Origin of the sequence: Streptomyces sp. NPDC050416 (assembly GCF_044458845.1) — a bacterium.
GTDB lineage: Bacteria > Actinomycetota > Actinomycetes > Streptomycetales > Streptomycetaceae > Streptomyces.
In genome coordinates this window covers 1-15,172 of the sequence record NZ_JBITII010000012.1, presented here as the reverse complement: position 1 = coordinate 15,172, position 15,172 = coordinate 1, and the positions used below count along the sequence as shown (strand labels likewise).

Genomic DNA, 15,172 nt, shown 5'->3' with positions numbered 1-15,172 from the left:
GTGGGAGCGCACCCCGCCCCGGCACCAACGCCGAGAACTAAGCGGCAAGGTCCCGCTCAGAAGCCCCGGCCCGCTCACTGCGAGCCCCAGGAGCTACCGCGTCCGGCCCGTCACCGGCGTCGCCGCGCCCACGACTCCGCACAAGCCACCCCACCCGAGGCGACCGCTCAACAGCCCGGACAACCGGCGTCAGCAACGCCATCGCCACCGGCGACAACAGCAACGCCACAGCCGTCCCCAGCGCGAACCCGCCCACCACATCGGTCGGGTAATGCACACCCATGTAGACGCGAATGAACCCGCCGAACACGGCCAGCACCAACGCGACCAGCCCGAACTTCCGGTTCGCCACGAACAGTCCGACCGCCATCGCCATGACGATCGTCGCGTGGTCGCTCACGAACGAGTAGTCGTTCTTGCCGCTGACGAGCACCTCGAGCCCCTGATGGTCGAGGAACGGCCGGGGCCGCTCCACGAACCCCCGTATCGGCACGTTGACCAGCACGGCGATCCCCGCCGCGAGCGGCGCCCAGACCAGCGCCGCGACGGAGGACGCCGCGTCCTCCTCGCCCCGGCGCCGCACGGACCACCAGCACCAGAGCACGAGCAGGACGATGGCGAACAACAACCCGTACTCGCCGACGAACTCCATGACCCGGTCGAACCACGGCGGCGCGTCCTTGGCCAGGCCATTGATGTCATAGAGCAGGTCGACGTCGGGGTTCGACCCGGATGCGGCGAGTCCAGCCATGATGCTGCGGCCCCTTCGTCGTCTCTCCCGGCGCACCTGAGTGTGCGCCGTTCCTCCCACCCCCGTGGTTGTAGATCCGCTTCCGCTGCACGCGTCCCTGACACGTGCCGACTCACGTCCGCTCGGCTACGTCACCAGGAACGCATGGTCCCCGTCGATACGTTCCACACTCCACCGAATGATCACGCAGACGTTATCGAAGAGAGACACGTCTTCGCAGCTCAGGGGGCGGGTTCACGCTCGGCTCACACCGTTGTGGGCAGTGCTTTCGCGCCATCTTCGGTGACCCGGGTGGCCCCGAAGTAGTCGGGGGTGTCGATCGGGTCGAACCGGATCACCGCACCCGTTCGCGGCGCGTCGATCATGTACCCACCTCCGACATAAATGCCGACATGCCGGATGGCACGCGAATTGGTGAGGTCGTCCGAGAAGAACACGAGGTCGCCGGGGAGCAGTTCGTCCCGCGCGGGGTGCGGCCCGGCGTTGTACTGGTCGTTGGCGACGCGCGGCAGCTTGATGCCGACGGTCTCGTAGGCGGCCTGGGTCAGTCCCGAACAGTCGAAGCGTCCGCCCTGCTCAGCGGTGCCGGTGCCGCCCCACAGATAGGGCGTGCCCAGCTTCTTCTGCGCGTACTCGATGGCACCGGCGGCCTGCTCGGAGGGGTCGACCCGCCCGACGGGCGCCGCGAAGCTCTCCGAGAGCGTCGTGATCCTCTTCACGTAGTTCCGGGTCTCGGTGTACGGCGGCACGCCCCCGTACTTGATCACCGCGTATGCCCCCGCGTTGTACGCGGCCAGCATGTTTTCAGTCAGATTCCCGCCCACCTTCTTCACGTACGACGCGAGTTCGCAGTCGTACGAGGCCGCGGAGGGAATCGCGTCCTTCGGGTCCCACACGTCCCGGTCGCCGTCCCCGTCGCCGTCGATGCCGTGGGAGGCCCAGGTGCCGGGGATGAACTGCGCTATGCCCTGGGCGGCCGCGTGGCTCTGGGCCCTCGGGTTGAACCCGCTCTCCTGGTAGAGCTGGGCGGCGAGCAGGGCCGGACTGATGGCGGGACAGAGATTGCCCCACTTCCTCACGAGATCCGCGTACGCGGCGGGCACCGCCCCCTTGGCCAGCGCCTTCGCCCCACCGGCGGCCCCGTTGACCAGGTTCCCGGCGACGATGTAGACCCCGACGACGAGCAGCATCACGAAGGCCAGGGCGGAGCTGATCGCAACACTCGCCACGATCCATGCCTTACGCACCGTCAACCGCCCCTCGCCGGCCAGGAGTCCGTCGCCTGGTCAGTGTAGAGGCGGCCGCCGTACGCCGGAATGATCACGGGGAGGAGAGTCGGGGCGGAGGGGGGACGGCCGACAGCACGGGTCCGCACGCCGGGGGCACCCGGCGCACCGACCCGTCACCCGTCACGCGTCACCGCCCGCCGCCTCCCGGTACAGCCGCTCCGCCTCCGCACGGAGCACCACGCTGTAGGAGACGTCGGGGGTCGTCCCGCCGTCGTCATGGCCGCCGAGGACCCCCACGACCTGCCCGTCCCCGTTCACCCAGGGGCTTCCGCTGGTGCCGCCCGCGAACCCCGGGCAGGCGATGCGCTGCTGGGTGGGACTGTGCGCCGTCGGCTTGTTGGTGCAGCTCACGGGCGTCTCGCGGGAGTCGGGGTATCCGGTGAGGGTCACGGCCGTCGCCCCGGTGGCCGTACCGGCGGCGAACCGGTACCCGCCGACGACATCCTCGACACCCTTCCCGCCCCGCGGCGCGACCACGGCGAACGCCACGTCACTGTCCTCCCGCCGCCCCTGGACCCACCCACGGGGCATGAACCGCCGCTTCACCTTCCACACCCCGTACGGCGCACGCCCCTCGCGGTACCCGGGCACGAACACGAGCGCCCCGCGCCCGTCCAGACAGTGCGCCGCGGTGACGAGGAGATCGCGATGCGGCGCCCGCACCACGGACGCGGTGCAGAAGTGCGCACCGGCCGGCCGGGCGGCCCGCCCGGCGGGGACGAACACCCCGACCCGCACGCTCCCCGCATCCGCCCCCGCGGCGACGGTCACCCCGAAGGGCCCGGCCCCGTCATCGGCCACCGCACTGGACGCGGAGACGAGGGCGACCAGGACCACGGCAAGGGAGAGGACGCGCTTCATCGGCGCCACTGTGTCCGACGAAGGTGAGAGAAACGTCAGACGTCTCCTGCCGAGGCCTCCCCCTCGTGACAGACCGTCACGGACGTAACGCGGGAGGAACGGGCCACGGCAGCCCAGCCGCGGCCCGTTCACCGCGCCAGGTAGCCTTCACCCGGAGAACACCGGGACGACCGCCCACCCGACCGACCGTCAGAAACGGCCCGGCAAGGTGACGCAGGCAGTAGAAGGGCACAACGACGGAACCTCACGACAGGTTTCGCTCAGGCCTCATTGCCCGGCGTGACACGCCGTGATACACAGAGTGACCATACGATCCTTCGTACACCGTCCGTCGCCTCCCTTAGGGGCCGGCGCGGAACGGTGGCAAGGTATTCGTACGAAACCCGCCAATCAATGACGCCAAGTCGACATCCGGCAGCGTCATTGTCGGCGAGAATGAGGCCTGACCTCTGCACGACCGCAGAGGATGCGGAACTACCCAACAGGGGCGGTGACTTACATGCTCTTTGCGGCCGACAAGGGAGACATCAACACGATCATCGGCGGGATCGCTCCGGACTGGGGCCCCTTCGGCAGCCTGGGCAACGAGGCCAAGGTGATGATCGAGGTCGTGATGGCGGTGGCCATCCTGCTCTGCCTCGGCATCGCCATCTGGGGCGCCGCCAAGCAGCGCATCGGTGCCACCGCCCTGCGGGACACCTTCAGCGCGGAGCAGGGCAAGGGCCTCATCATCGCGGGCCTCACCGGAGTCTTCATCATCGGCTCGCTCGGCACGCTCTTCACCATCGTGTACGGCATGGCCGTGTAGGCCGGGCCCCACCCGCCCCGGCCGGGCACGCCCGGCTCCCCCTCCATCCCACCCGCCCGTCGTGCCCACCGGCGAAGGTTGCGTTTCCCTGATGTCGAGTCACCACACCGCGTCCGCGCGGGAACCAGCACGGCTACCGTCGTACGAGGAGTACGAGCGGTACGACGTCGAAGGGGCGTACGCGGCATGAGTCTCGGTGACGAGCACGAGGCCTCCGGCGGCTACGGCGGCACGGGCCAGACCCGCACCCGCCTGCCCGACACCGGAGCCGACCCCTACGGCACCCGCCGTCCCCGCTCGTCGTCCCGCAGCCTGGTCACGGTGGTCGGCGTAGTGGTCCTCCTCATCGCCGCGATCGCCTTCGCGAACCGCGGCGACGACGGCTCCTCATCAGCAGGCACCAACGCCGACAAGCCGGAGACGACGGCCACGGCCCCCTCCGGCCAACGCCCCGTCCGGTCCAAGTCGGCAGCCGGCATCCCGTCGGGCTTCGCCCAGGACCAGGAGGGGGCGGAGAGCGCGGCGGCGAACTATGCGGTGGTGCTCGTCTCGGCCGACATCCTCAAGCCCGCACGGCGTCCCGAGATCGTCCGTCAGGTGTTCGACGCCGGCAGAGTCTCCGAGCTGGAGAGAAACCTCGACCAGGTGTACGACAAGGCGTTCCTGGACAAGGTCGGCCTGGACGCGAACGGCAACGCGCCGAAGGGCAGCACCTATGTCTCCCGCACCATGCCCGTCGGCACCAAGGTCACCGACTACGGGGGCAGCACCGCCACCGTCGAGGTCTGGTGCACGGGCGTCTACGGGATGACGGGGGAGAGCTCGCAGAACCCGGTCACCAGCGACTGGTTCACCATGACCCTCCAGTTGCGCTGGACCGACGGCGACTGGAAGGTCGACAGCTTCTCCCAGAAGGAAGGCCCCGCGCCGGTCAACGGCGACAACAAGGTGTCGACGTCGGACGACATCTCCAAGGCCGTCGAGGAGTTCGGAGGGTTCACGTATGCCCGGTAGCCCACGCCGCGCAGCCAAGCTCGCCGCGACCCTCACAGCCGTACAGGCCTCCGTCGTCCTGCTCGCCGGCCGAGCCGTCGCCGCCCCCACGCCGTCGCCCACACCCAGCAACGACAACTGCTCCCTGCTCTCCGGCAGGGCCAGGGAGATCTGCGAAGGAGACACCGGAAGCGGCGCCAATCGATCCGGCGGCACCTCCCGCCTGGACCCCACCTCCACCCTCGACCCCCTCTCCTCCCTCGCCAAGGGCTGTGCCGACGCCGCCTCCTGGACCGTCGACAAACTCAGCGACGCCGTGAAGGACACGGCGAACGTCGACTTCACGAACCCCAAGTTCCTCCAGCAGTACGCCGTCGTCTTCGCCGCGTCGACCATCCTCACGCTCCTGCTCTGGCTCCTGGCCGTAGCCAAGCGAGCCGTCCGCGGCGTCCCCCTGACCACCGCCCTGTCCGAGGCCATCGGATTCCTGTGGCTCACGGTGCTGGCCTCCGCCTTCACCCCCCTGATCCTCTACACGGTCGTATCGGCCACCGACGGCGTCACCGAGGTCCTCGCCAAAGCCACCGGCGACCAGACCGACGCCTTCTTCGGCACGTTCTCCGAGGCCCTCAAGAAGGGCGAGGACATCGGCGGCGGCCCGATCATGCTGATCGTCGTCTCCCTGGTCAGCATCCTCGCCGCCGGAGTGCTGTGGCTGGAGCTCGTCATCCGGGCGGCGCTCCTCTACGTCGGCGCCCTCCTCGGCACCGTCGTCTACGCCGGCCTCGTCGACAAGAACCTCTGGGGCCACGTCCGCCGCTGGGCGGGCATCATGATCGCGGTCATTCTCATCAAGCCGGTCATCGTCATCGTCCTCGGCCTCGCCGGCGCGCTCTCCGCCGACGACGGCCCCGACGCCTTCTCCGCCGTCGTCTCCGGCCTGGCCATCATCCTGCTCGCCATCTTCGCCAGCGCGATGATCTACCGCTTCGTCCCCGGCTTCGGCGACGAGATCGCCGGCTCCCGCAACAACCGCATCATGCAGGGCGCCGAGGGCAAGGCCGCGGCCGTCATCAGCTCCCCGGCGTCCCTGGTCGCGCAGGGCATCAAGACCCACAGCACCCGCGCCGACAACAACGGCGGAGGCAGCCAGTCCTCCGCCCCCCGCCCCAGCAACCCCGCCTCCGGCGGCGTCGCCGCGCACAGCGCGCGCCCCTCGGACGGCGGCGGCGGATCTATCCCCTCCGCCGCACCCGCACCCCGTTCGAGCAGCCCCGTCAACACTCCCCACGCCAGCAGCACCCGCAACAGCAGTACCAACCGCACGGGAGGTGAAGGGCGTTGACGACCGAGTCCCACGTGTCCCATCCGGTCACGCCCCGCCGTACGTATCTGATCGGCCGCGCCCGGCCGAACGCGATCATCGGCCGCAACCGCGAGACCGGCGAGATCGCCCTGATCGTCGTCGGCGCGTTCCTCGGCATGATGTGCGGGCTCCTCGTCCCCGTACTGTCCCTGCGCATCGTGCTGCTCGCCGGATTCCCGATGCTGGCGCTGGCCGCCGTGTACGTGCCGTACAAGCACCGCACGTTCTACAAGTGGTTCGAGATCAACCGCAGCTACAAGCGCACCCTGAAGCAGGGCGCCACCTACCGCTCCTCCGTCATCGAGGCCGGCACCCGGCTCGACGGGCGGGAGATCGAGGTCGGACCGCCCCCGGGCATCGGCCGCATCACCTGGCTGGCCGCCCCCTTCGGCCCCGACGAGATCGCCGTCCTGCTGCACGCCGACCGCAAGACCGTCACCGCCGCCATCGAGATCGAGGGCCCCGGCGTCGGCCTGCGCGACAGCGAGGACCAGGAGGCCCTCGTCGACCGCTTCGGCACCCTGCTCAAGCACGTGGCCAACGGCGACGGCTTCGTCACCCGCCTCCAGATGCTCGCCCGCACCCTCCCCGCCGACCCGGACGCCCACGCCAAGGACGTCTCCGTACGCGGGGACGACAAAGCCCCGGCATGGCTGCAGCAGTCGTACGACCAGCTCCAGTCGATGGTGTCCACCAGCAGCGAGCAGCACCGCGCCTACCTCGTCGCCTGCATGCACTACACCCGCGACCTCGCCGCCGAGGCCAATGCCATGGCCCGGGCCGCCCGCGCCCACGGCGGCAAGGTCGACCGGGACGCCGGACTCGCCGTCGTCATGGCCCGCGAGCTCACCGACATCTGCTCGCGCCTGCAGGAGGCCGACATCCGCGTACGGCAGCCCCTCGGCCAGAGCAGACTGTCCTCACTGATCCACTCCATGTACGACCCGGACCACCCGATCGACCACATCCAGGCCATGACGAAACGTAATGCCTGGCCGGCCGAGCTGGACGCCATGGAGCCCACCTACCTCCAGGCCAAGACCCGCGAGTCCTCCACCCGCGCCCCCTGGTGCCACGCCACGGCCTGGGTGAAGGAGTGGCCGATGACCCCCGTCGGCGTCAACTTCCTCGCCCCGCTGCTCGTCCACACCCCGGACGTCATCCGCACGGTCGCCGTCACCATGGACCTCGAACCCACCGAGGTCGCCATCGAGCGCATGCTCACGGAGAAGACCAACGACGAGGCCGAGGCGTCCCGCGCCGCCAAGATGAACCGCACCATCGACCCGCGCGACGTGGCCGCGAACTCCCGGCTCGACCAGCGCGGCGAGGACCTCGCCAGCGGCGCCGCCGGGGTGAACCTCGTCGGCTACATCACCGCTCCTCGCGCTCCCCCGAGGCCCTCGCCCGCGACAAGCGCACGATAAGGGCCTCAGCAGGCAAGTCGTACCTGAAGCTGGAATGGTGCGACCGCGAGCACCACCGCGCCTTCGTGAACACCCTTCCCTTCGCCACCGGCATTCGGAGGTAGGACCTGATGCGGGACCCGCTGTCCGTCCTCACCGACGCCTTCACGTCCTTCCTCTTCGGGAAGGTCGAGACGACCCGGCTCCCGGTGCGCACGTCCACGGGCCAGGCCCAGGCGGTCTACCTCCCGACCGCCGCCCCCGGCCTCGGCGACTCCGGCGTCATCATCGGCCGCGAGGTGTACTCCGGCAAGGGCTACATCTACGACCCCTTCCAGCTCTACGGCCAGCAGCTCCCCGCCCCCCACTGGCTGGTCCTCGGCGAGTCCGGCAACGGCAAGTCGGCGCTGGAGAAGACGTACGTCCTGCGCCAGCTCCGCTTCCGCGACCGCCAGGTCGTCGTCCTGGACGCCCAGGGCGAGGACGGCGTGGGCGAATGGAACCTCATCGCCCAGGAGCTGGGGATAACTCCCATCCGCCTGGACCCGATGGCCGCCCTGGACATGGGGATCCGCCTCAATCCGCTCGACCCCGCGATCACGACCACGGGCCAGCTCGCGCTGCTCCGCACGATCATCGAGGTCGCGATGGGCCACGGCCTGGACGAACGCTCCGGCTTCGCCCTCAAGGTCGCGCACGCCTACGTCAACGAGACCATCGTCGACCGCCAGCCCGTCCTCACCGACATCGTCGAGCAGCTGCGTCACCCCGAGCCCGAGTCGGCCGAGGCGATGAACGTCGCCATAGACGACGTACGGGCCTGGGGCCTGGACGTCGCACTGGTCCTGGACCGACTCGTCGACGGTGACCTGCGCGGCATGTTCGACGGCCCGACCACGGTCGGCATCGACCTCGACGCCCCGCTCATCGTCTTCGACCTCTCCCACATCGACCGCAACTCCATCGCCATGCCCATCCTCATGGCGATCGTCGGCGTCTGGCTGGAGCACACCTGGATCCGCCCCGACCGGAAGAAGCGCATCTTCCTGGTCGAGGAGGCCTGGCACATCATCAACAGCCCCTTCGTCGCCCAGCTGTTCCAGCGCCTGCTGAAGTTCGGCCGCCGGCTCGGCCTGTCCTTCGTGGCGGTCGTCCACCACCTCTCCGACGTCGTCGACGGCGCGGCGGCCAAGGAGGCCGCGGCGATCCTGAAAATGGCCTCGACGAGAACGATCTACGCCCAGAAAGCCGACGAGGCCAGAGCCACGGGCCGCGTCCTGGGCCTCCCCCGCTGGGCGGTGGAAATCATCCCCACCCTCACCCCCGGCATCGCCGTCTGGGACGTCAACGGCAACGTCCAGGTCGTCAAACACCTGGTCACGGAGACCGAACGCCCCCTGGTCTTCACCGACCGTGCGATGACCGAGTCCTCCGCCCAACTCGAGGACGACGCCCTGCGCGCCGCCGAACTCGAGGCGGAGGAACGGGCGGCGGCCTTCGTGGAGCACCACCTGGGCGACTCCGAATCGACGGTGGCATAGGGGGAGGACGCGTGAGACCGGACGACCGCCGCACACAGCGCGACAGCCAGGGAGGCATCCCCGACGGCCTGCTGGTCGGCATACTCGCGTTCCTCCTCGGCATGACCCTGCTGGTGTGGACGGCCACCGGCCTCGCCGCCCTGTTCGCCCACGGCTCCTGGCCGTCCGGCGTCACCTTCACCCGCACGCCCCTGGCCATGCGCGGCCTCATCGCCCAGCCCCACGACATCCCCGGCGCCTGGCCCGACACACCCCCCGGCGAACTCTCGGGCTACGGCCTGTTCTGGGGCCTGTTCATCGGCCAGCTGATGATCCTGATCGTCGTGACGGTGTTCGTGATGGGCACGCTGGCCAGATGGCGAGCAGTCCGCGCGAGGCGCCGGGCGGAGAGGATGGCCCCGCCGGATCCGACGGGGGTCGCGTACGGGGCAGGTGGCCCCACACACCACGAGATGCCGACGGCACAGCAGCACAGGGCACCGACGCCGGCGCAGTACGACGCCCCCGCATCGGCGCAGCACATGGCGCCGACACCCACGCACCACGACGCCCCCGCGCCGACGCAGCACACGGCACCAACACCCACGCCGCACGACGTACCGACCCCGGCGCAGCACACCACCACCCCCGCATCGACGCAGCACCCCACCCCCATGCCGGCGCAGCACGACGTCCCCACCCCCCGCCGCGCAGCCCCCGACCCCGCACCCACGCACCTCCCGGAGCCGACGGCACCCCTCGCTCCGACGCCGGCGGCCGCGAGCCCTGCTTCTCCATTCGGGCAGGAACGGGTGGGCGGGTGGGAAAAAATCCTCGTAGCCCCAAGGGAAGCCCGCCAAACCACCGCCACCCAGGCCGTACGCGACGCCGAGGGCCCGGCCCTCATCGTCACCTCCAACCCAGCCGTCTGGCAGGAAACCAAGGACGCCCGCGCCAAACTCGGCCCCACCCACCTCTACGACCCCACCCACCTCTGCGCCACCCCCGCCCGCCTCCATTGGTCCCCCACCGCCGGCTGCGAGGACAAGGCCACAGCCACGGGAAGAGCAACCGCCCTCCTCGCCCCCGTCCGCCCCACCGCCAAACTCGACCAGGCCCTCAGCGACACCGCCGAGACACTCCTGCGGAGCTACCTGCACGCCGCAGCCATCGACGGCCGCACCATCCGACACGTCCACCGCTGGTCCCAGGGCACCCAGATCCAGGACGCCGTACGCATCCTCCGTACCAACCCCAAGGCCGCCCCCGGCTCCGCGGGCGAACTCGAGGGCGCCCTCACCGCACACCCCGAACGCCGGGACATGGCCCAGCATCTGACGACCCGTGCCCTCGCGGCCCTCTCCACGGTCAACATCCGCGAGGCCTGCACTCCCAACCGAAATGATGCCCTCGCCCTGGATTCCTTCGTCGACGAAGGGGGCACGCTTTATGTGGTGGGTGAATCCATCGAGGACCCCAGGACGAACCCGGGCGCGATGCCCCTCCTGACGGCCCTCGTCTCCAGCGTGGTCGAGCGCGGCCGGCGCATGGCCGAACGGTCATCCTCCGGTCGCCTCGACCCACCATTCACCCTCGTCCTGGACGACGTCGCCGCCGTGGCCCCGCTGCCGCAGCTCCCGGAGCTGCTGGCCACCGGAGCGGACCGGGGCATGCCGGCCCTGGCCCTGCTCCGCTCCCGCGAACAGGGCCGCGCCCGCTGGCCGCACGACGAACTACCGGTCTGAGAACGGCACCCCAGCGGAGCTCCGCTCCAGCACGAACTCCAGCTCCCGGGCGTCCCCCAGAGGAACGGTCAGCCCACTCGGCAGGAACCCCGCCCGGCGATAGAACCGCTGCGCCCGCCCGTTCTCCTCGTGCACGATGAGACGCACCCGTTCGAGACCCCGCCCCCACGCCCACTCCAGGGCCGCGTCGAACAGCACCTCGGTCAGCCCGCTCCCGCGCTCCTCGGGCCGTACGAACACGCCGACGACGTGCCCCTGCTTCCGCTCCACCGGAAACCCGGCCCAGTCGGTCGTCCCGGGCTCCTCCACGAGCACGGTCAGCGTGCCCACCCACCGCCCGTCGGGCCCCTCCGCGATGATCTGCTGAGCCTGATCGGCCCCTTCGGCACCCCCCGCCGTCCGCTCCTGCCAGAAGGAGTCCGGCCGGGCCTCGGCCTCCTCGTACGTCTCCAGGAACGCCAGGTGCGCCACCGGATCCCGCAGCGCCGCGAGCCGCAGCTCCTTCGCCGCAGGCCACTCATCAGCACGGACGGACCGGATCACATAGCTCATGCCGGCAACGGTAGTACCCGGGTACGACACCCCTCACCCCGATTACCACCGCCGGTCCGACGCCCGCCGCCCCCGCACGCACGAGCATCGAAGCATGCTGACGGCACACGAACTGACCAAACGCTACGGCGACCGGACGGTCGTCACGGACCTGTCCTTCACCGTCCGCCCCGGAACGGTCACCGGCTTCCTCGGCCCCAACGGCGCCGGCAAGTCCACGACCATGCGCATGATCCTCGGCCTCGACGCCCCCACCCGCGGCCACGCCACCGTGGCCGGACGCTCCTACGCCACCCACCCCGCGCCACTCACGGAGGTCGGCGCCCTGCTGGAGGCCCGCTCGGTCCACCCCGGCCGCACGGCCTACCACCACCTGCGCGCCCTCGCCCTCACGCACGGCATCCCCCGCACCCGGGTCGAGCAGGTCCTCGCCCTCACCGGCCTGACCGACGTCGCCCACCGCCGCGTCAAGGGATTCTCCCTCGGCATGGGACAGCGCCTAGGCATCGCCGCCGCCCTCCTCGGCGACCCGGCCACGCTCATCCTCGACGAGCCGGTCAACGGCCTCGACCCGGAGGGCGTGCTGTGGATCCGCACCCTCCTGAAGTCCCTCGCCGCCGAGGGCCGCACGGTCCTTGTCTCCTCCCACCTGATGAGCGAGATGGCCCTGACCGCCGAGCACCTCGTCATCATCGGCCGCGGCCACCTCCTCGCCGACACCACGGTCACCGACTTCGTCCGCGACTCCGGCACGGGCACCGTCAAGGTCGTCACCCCGCGCGCCCCCGACCTCCTACGCCTCCTCACTGCGCCCGGTGTCGACATCACGACCGACACCCCCGGCACCCTCCAGGTCCGCGGCACGGACGCCGAGCACATCGGCCGCACGGCAGCCGCCCACGGCATCCCCGTCTACGAACTGACCCCCAACGCCGCCTCCCTGGAGGAGGCGTTCATGGACCTCACCCGCGACGCGGTGGAGTACACGGCGACCTTCGAAGGAGCGACAGCATGATCACGGCGACCCTCCCCTACCGCGTGACCCCGGCCCGCGTCCTGCGCTCCGAGTGGCACAAGCTCCGGACCCTGCGCTCCACCTGGATCACCCTTGTCGCCACGAGCCTGCTGACCGTCGCCATGGGCATGGGCCTGGCCGCCGCCTACGACGGCACCGGCGAAGGCGCGATGGACACGGTCCTGTTCATCCTCCTCGGGACCCAGTTCGCCACGATCAACCTCGGCGTGCTCGGCATCCTCGCCACGGCCGGCGAGTACTCCACGGGTCAGATCCGCGCCACGATGACCGCCGTCCCGCGCCGCCTGCCCGTCCTCTGGTCCAAGGCGGCCGTCCTGGCCGCGATCGCCTTTCCCTTCGCCCTGCTGACGAACCTCGTCACCTTCCCCTTGGCCCAGTCCTTCCTCACCGGCACCGACCAGGCGGCCTCCCTCGGCGACCCCGGCGTCCTGCGCGCCCTCGCCGGCAACGCGGCCGGCCTCACCCTCCTCGCCGTCCTCGCCCTCGGCATCGGCGCCCTGCTCCGCTCGGTCCCGATGGCCATCGGCGCGTTCACCGGCCTCATCATGATCGTCCCGGAGGTCCTGGCCATGCTCCCGTACGAGATCGTCGACGACGCCGTCCGCTACTTCCCCGGCAAGGCCCTGGAAACCCTCACCACCGCCCAGCCCCTGCCCGGCACGGCCTCCCCCGGCGCCGCCCTCCTCGCCATGATCCTCTGGACGACGGTGACCCTCATGCTGGCCGCGGCGGTCCTACGACGCCGAGACGTCTGACAAGCGGCATCGGAAACCCGCACGATGAACCCCGTGACGGAAGACCGGGCGCCGGAGCCCCTCACCGAGTACGCACACCGCCTCACCCGCAGGCTGCGCGCCTTCGACCGACGCCACCCCCTGCTGTGGGACGCGCACATCACCGGCTTCTGGGTGACAGCGGCCCTGATCGACTACGTCGGCGGCGGCTGGCGCCACAACGCCCACAACCTCGACGTCCCCAACTGGCTCCTCCTCACCCTGAGCCTCGGTCTCTCGGTCCCCCTCCTGTGGCGACGCACCCACCCCCGGGCCGTCCTCGCCGCGATGGCCCTCTTCGCCCTCCTCAACGCCTGGACAGGCGCGGCACTCCAGGCAGCCCTGCTCCAGCTCGCCGTCGTCTACCACATCGCCCTGCGCCGGCCCCTGCGCGAGCTGTGGTGGGTGACCGCCCTGGTGATCGCACCGGTCCTCGTATCGGTCGCCCGCCACGGTGAGGGCACTTGGGACCAGCAGCTGGGCTCCCAGCTGATGTCCCTCACCGTGGCCGCCCTCATCGGCATCACGGTCCGCACCCGACGCAACTACACCGAGGCACTGGAGGACCGCGCCCGCCGCCTGGAGACCGAACGCGACCAGCAGGCCCGCCTCGCCACCGCCGCGGAACGCGCCCGCATCGCCCGCGAGATGCACGACATCATCGGCCACAACCTCTCCGTCATCACCGGCCTCGCCGACGGCGGCAGATACGCGGCCGCCAAGTCCCCGGAACGCGCCGCCCAGGCCCTCGACGCCATCGCCACCACCAGCCGCCAGGCCCTCACCGAACTCCGCCGCCTCCTGGACGTCATGCGGGAGGACGAACGGAACCAGGCGGACCTGACCCCCCAACCCGGCCTCACGGACCTCGGCCACCTCCTCGACGGCGTCCGCTCCGCAGGCCTCCCCGTCCACGCCACCACCCACGGCAGCCCCACCCTCCCTCCAGGCCGCCAGCTCACCGTCTACCGCGTCATCCAGGAAGCCCTCACCAACACCCTCAAACACGCCGGCCCCGACGCCACAGCGCAGATAGAGCTGTCCTACGAGGACACGGGCGCCGTGACCGTAACGATCACGGACACAGGCACCGCCACCCGAACTCACGGCCCATCCCGAGACGGTCGTGGACTACCCGGAATGCGCGAGCGAACATCCCTCTACGGCGGCACACTTGAGGCCGGCCCCCGCCCGCACCCCGAGCAGGGCTGGCGCGTCCGCCTACACCTCCCGGAGGAAAACCCGCAGTGACCACGGTCCTCATCGCCGACGACCAGCCCCTCCAGCGCTTCGGCTCCCGCATGCTCCTGGAGAGCCAGGACGACATGACGGTCGTGGGCGAGGCGACGAACGGCAGCGAAGCGGTCCGCCTGGCGGCCGAGCTCCACCCCGACGTCGTCCTCATGGACATTCGCATGCCCGGCCTGGACGGCATCGAGGCGACCCGCCGCATCACCGCCGCCGGCGACCGCACCCGCATCCTGATCGTCACCACCTTCGACCTCGACGAGTACGCCTACGCCGGCCTCCGCGCAGGAGCCTCCGGCTTCCTCGTCAAGGACGCCCAGCCCGAGGAACTCCTGGCCGGCATCCGCGCGGTCGCCACGGGAGACGCGGTGGTCGCCCCCAGCCTGACCCGCCGCCTCCTCGACGCCTACGTCCACCACCTGCCGACGGACCCGTCGCGAACCGAAGCCCCGCCGCAGGAGGATCCCCGTCTCGCTTCCCTCACCGACCGGGAACGCGAAATCCTCACGGTCATCGGCCAGGGCTGGACGAACACGGAGATAGCCACGCGCCTCCACCTGGCCGAGTCGACGGTGAAAACGCACGTGGGCCGCATCCTCGCGAAGACGGGCTCCCGCGACCGCATTCAGGCGGTGATCCTGGCGTACGACACAAAGCTGGTACAGCCGTCATGAAACACGCTCGAGAAACGCAAAAAGGCCCACACCGTAAGGTGTGGGCCTTTTCAATAATTGTTCGGCGGCGTCCTACTCTCCCACAGGGTCCCCCCTGCAGTACCATCGGCGCTGTAAGGCTTAGCTTCCGGGTTCGGAATGTAACCGGGC

The 15,172-nt window shown here is 70.4% G+C and carries 13 protein-coding genes, 1 rRNA gene and 1 pseudogene; 10 read left to right on the top strand and 5 right to left on the bottom strand.

Features of this window, described 5'->3' with window-relative positions; all coding sequences use genetic code 11:
• Positions 1 to 37 precede the first annotated feature (37 nt).
• From ACIBL4_RS31395 to ACIBL4_RS31385, 3 genes are all read right to left on the bottom strand, one after another.
• The gene (locus ACIBL4_RS31395; protein WP_399415166.1) at positions 38 to 751 is read right to left on the bottom strand and encodes a phosphatase PAP2 family protein; all 714 of its coding nucleotides are present in this window, start codon (positions 749 to 751) and stop codon (positions 38 to 40) included.
• Positions 752 to 996: 245 nt separating this feature from the next.
• On the bottom strand, positions 997 to 2,004 hold the full coding sequence (locus tag ACIBL4_RS31390) for an NlpC/P60 family protein (protein ID WP_356927844.1): 1,008 nt from the start codon (positions 2,002 to 2,004) through the stop codon (positions 997 to 999).
• Between the two features lie 156 nt (positions 2,005 to 2,160).
• Positions 2,161 to 2,901, bottom strand: a complete 741-nt coding sequence (locus tag ACIBL4_RS31385; RefSeq protein WP_399415165.1) for a trypsin-like peptidase domain-containing protein — start codon at positions 2,899 to 2,901, stop codon at positions 2,161 to 2,163.
• A 499-nt stretch (positions 2,902 to 3,400) separates the two neighbouring features.
• On the opposite strand from ACIBL4_RS31385, the gene ACIBL4_RS31380 reads away from it, so the two are divergent.
• The 6 genes and pseudogenes from ACIBL4_RS31380 (at position 3,401) to ACIBL4_RS31355 (ending at position 10,739) form a co-directional block, all read left to right on the top strand.
• Positions 3,401 to 3,709 carry a hypothetical protein gene (locus ACIBL4_RS31380; protein WP_003991275.1) on the top strand — a complete coding sequence of 103 codons (309 nt, stop codon included), beginning with the start codon at positions 3,401 to 3,403 and terminating at the stop codon, positions 3,707 to 3,709.
• 186 nt (positions 3,710 to 3,895) lie between these two features.
• Complete coding sequence (locus ACIBL4_RS31375) at positions 3,896 to 4,723, top strand: hypothetical protein (protein WP_399415164.1); 828 nt, start codon at positions 3,896 to 3,898, stop codon at positions 4,721 to 4,723.
• Entirely contained in the window at positions 4,713 to 6,047 is a 1,335-nt protein-coding gene (locus ACIBL4_RS31370) for a hypothetical protein (RefSeq protein WP_399415163.1), read from the top strand. The genes ACIBL4_RS31375 and ACIBL4_RS31370 overlap by 11 nt, the downstream gene beginning before the upstream one ends.
• A pseudogene (locus ACIBL4_RS31365) lies at positions 6,044 to 7,599 on the top strand (SCO6880 family protein). Before ACIBL4_RS31370 ends, ACIBL4_RS31365 begins: the two are co-directional and overlap by 4 nt.
• A gap of 6 nt (positions 7,600 to 7,605) precedes the next feature.
• Positions 7,606 to 9,015: an ATP-binding protein gene (locus tag ACIBL4_RS31360; RefSeq protein WP_356927849.1), complete on the top strand. Its 1,410-nt coding sequence runs from the start codon at positions 7,606 to 7,608 to the stop codon at positions 9,013 to 9,015.
• Positions 9,016 to 9,026: 11 nt separating this feature from the next.
• Complete coding sequence (locus ACIBL4_RS31355; protein ID WP_399415162.1) at positions 9,027 to 10,739, top strand: TraM recognition domain-containing protein; 1,713 nt, start codon at positions 9,027 to 9,029, stop codon at positions 10,737 to 10,739.
• On the opposite strand, the gene ACIBL4_RS31350 is transcribed toward ACIBL4_RS31355, so the two are convergent.
• Positions 10,728 to 11,291 carry a GNAT family N-acetyltransferase gene (locus ACIBL4_RS31350; RefSeq protein WP_399415161.1) on the bottom strand — a complete coding sequence of 188 codons (564 nt, stop codon included), beginning with the start codon at positions 11,289 to 11,291 and terminating at the stop codon, positions 10,728 to 10,730. The two genes, ACIBL4_RS31355 and ACIBL4_RS31350, sit on opposite strands and share 12 nt — an antisense overlap.
• A gap of 94 nt (positions 11,292 to 11,385) precedes the next feature.
• Between ACIBL4_RS31350 and ACIBL4_RS31345 the strand changes: the two genes are divergently transcribed.
• The 4 genes from ACIBL4_RS31345 to ACIBL4_RS31330 are packed head-to-tail and all read left to right on the top strand — an operon-like array spanning position 11,386 to position 15,022.
• A complete protein-coding gene (locus ACIBL4_RS31345; protein ID WP_399415160.1) occupies positions 11,386 to 12,306 on the top strand; it encodes an ATP-binding cassette domain-containing protein in 921 nt (306 codons plus the stop codon).
• The gene (locus tag ACIBL4_RS31340) at positions 12,303 to 13,082 is read left to right on the top strand and encodes an ABC transporter permease (RefSeq protein ID WP_399415159.1); all 780 of its coding nucleotides are present in this window, start codon (positions 12,303 to 12,305) and stop codon (positions 13,080 to 13,082) included. The genes ACIBL4_RS31345 and ACIBL4_RS31340 overlap by 4 nt, the downstream gene beginning before the upstream one ends.
• A 24-nt stretch (positions 13,083 to 13,106) precedes the next feature.
• The gene (locus tag ACIBL4_RS31335) at positions 13,107 to 14,351 is read left to right on the top strand and encodes a sensor histidine kinase (protein WP_399415158.1); all 1,245 of its coding nucleotides are present in this window, start codon (positions 13,107 to 13,109) and stop codon (positions 14,349 to 14,351) included.
• Positions 14,348 to 15,022, top strand: a complete 675-nt coding sequence (locus ACIBL4_RS31330; RefSeq protein WP_399415157.1) for a response regulator — start codon at positions 14,348 to 14,350, stop codon at positions 15,020 to 15,022. Before ACIBL4_RS31335 ends, ACIBL4_RS31330 begins: the two co-directional genes overlap by 4 nt.
• Positions 15,023 to 15,081: 59 nt before the next feature.
• On the opposite strand, the gene rrf is transcribed toward ACIBL4_RS31330, so the two are convergent.
• Positions 15,082 to 15,172, bottom strand: a 5S ribosomal RNA gene (rrf, locus tag ACIBL4_RS31325); the annotation flags it as partial.

Bases quoted from the DNA above. Each gene is read 5' to 3' on its own strand.
- ACIBL4_RS31395 (WP_399415166.1), bottom strand. From the start codon at position 751: ATGGCTGGACTCGCCGCATCCGGGTCGAACCCCGACGTCGACCTGCTC.
- ACIBL4_RS31385 (WP_399415165.1), bottom strand. From the start codon at position 2,901: ATGAAGCGCGTCCTCTCCCTTGCCGTGGTCCTGGTCGCCCTCGTCTCC.
- ACIBL4_RS31380 (WP_003991275.1), top strand. From the start codon at position 3,401: ATGCTCTTTGCGGCCGACAAGGGAGACATCAACACGATCATCGGCGGG.
- ACIBL4_RS31375 (WP_399415164.1), top strand. From the start codon at position 3,896: ATGAGTCTCGGTGACGAGCACGAGGCCTCCGGCGGCTACGGCGGCACG.
- ACIBL4_RS31370 (WP_399415163.1), top strand. From the start codon at position 4,713: ATGCCCGGTAGCCCACGCCGCGCAGCCAAGCTCGCCGCGACCCTCACA.
- ACIBL4_RS31360 (WP_356927849.1), top strand. From the start codon at position 7,606: ATGCGGGACCCGCTGTCCGTCCTCACCGACGCCTTCACGTCCTTCCTC.
- ACIBL4_RS31350 (WP_399415161.1), bottom strand. From the start codon at position 11,291: ATGAGCTATGTGATCCGGTCCGTCCGTGCTGATGAGTGGCCTGCGGCG.
- ACIBL4_RS31345 (WP_399415160.1), top strand. From the start codon at position 11,386: ATGCTGACGGCACACGAACTGACCAAACGCTACGGCGACCGGACGGTC.
- ACIBL4_RS31340 (WP_399415159.1), top strand. From the start codon at position 12,303: ATGATCACGGCGACCCTCCCCTACCGCGTGACCCCGGCCCGCGTCCTG.
- ACIBL4_RS31335 (WP_399415158.1), top strand. From the start codon at position 13,107: ATGAACCCCGTGACGGAAGACCGGGCGCCGGAGCCCCTCACCGAGTAC.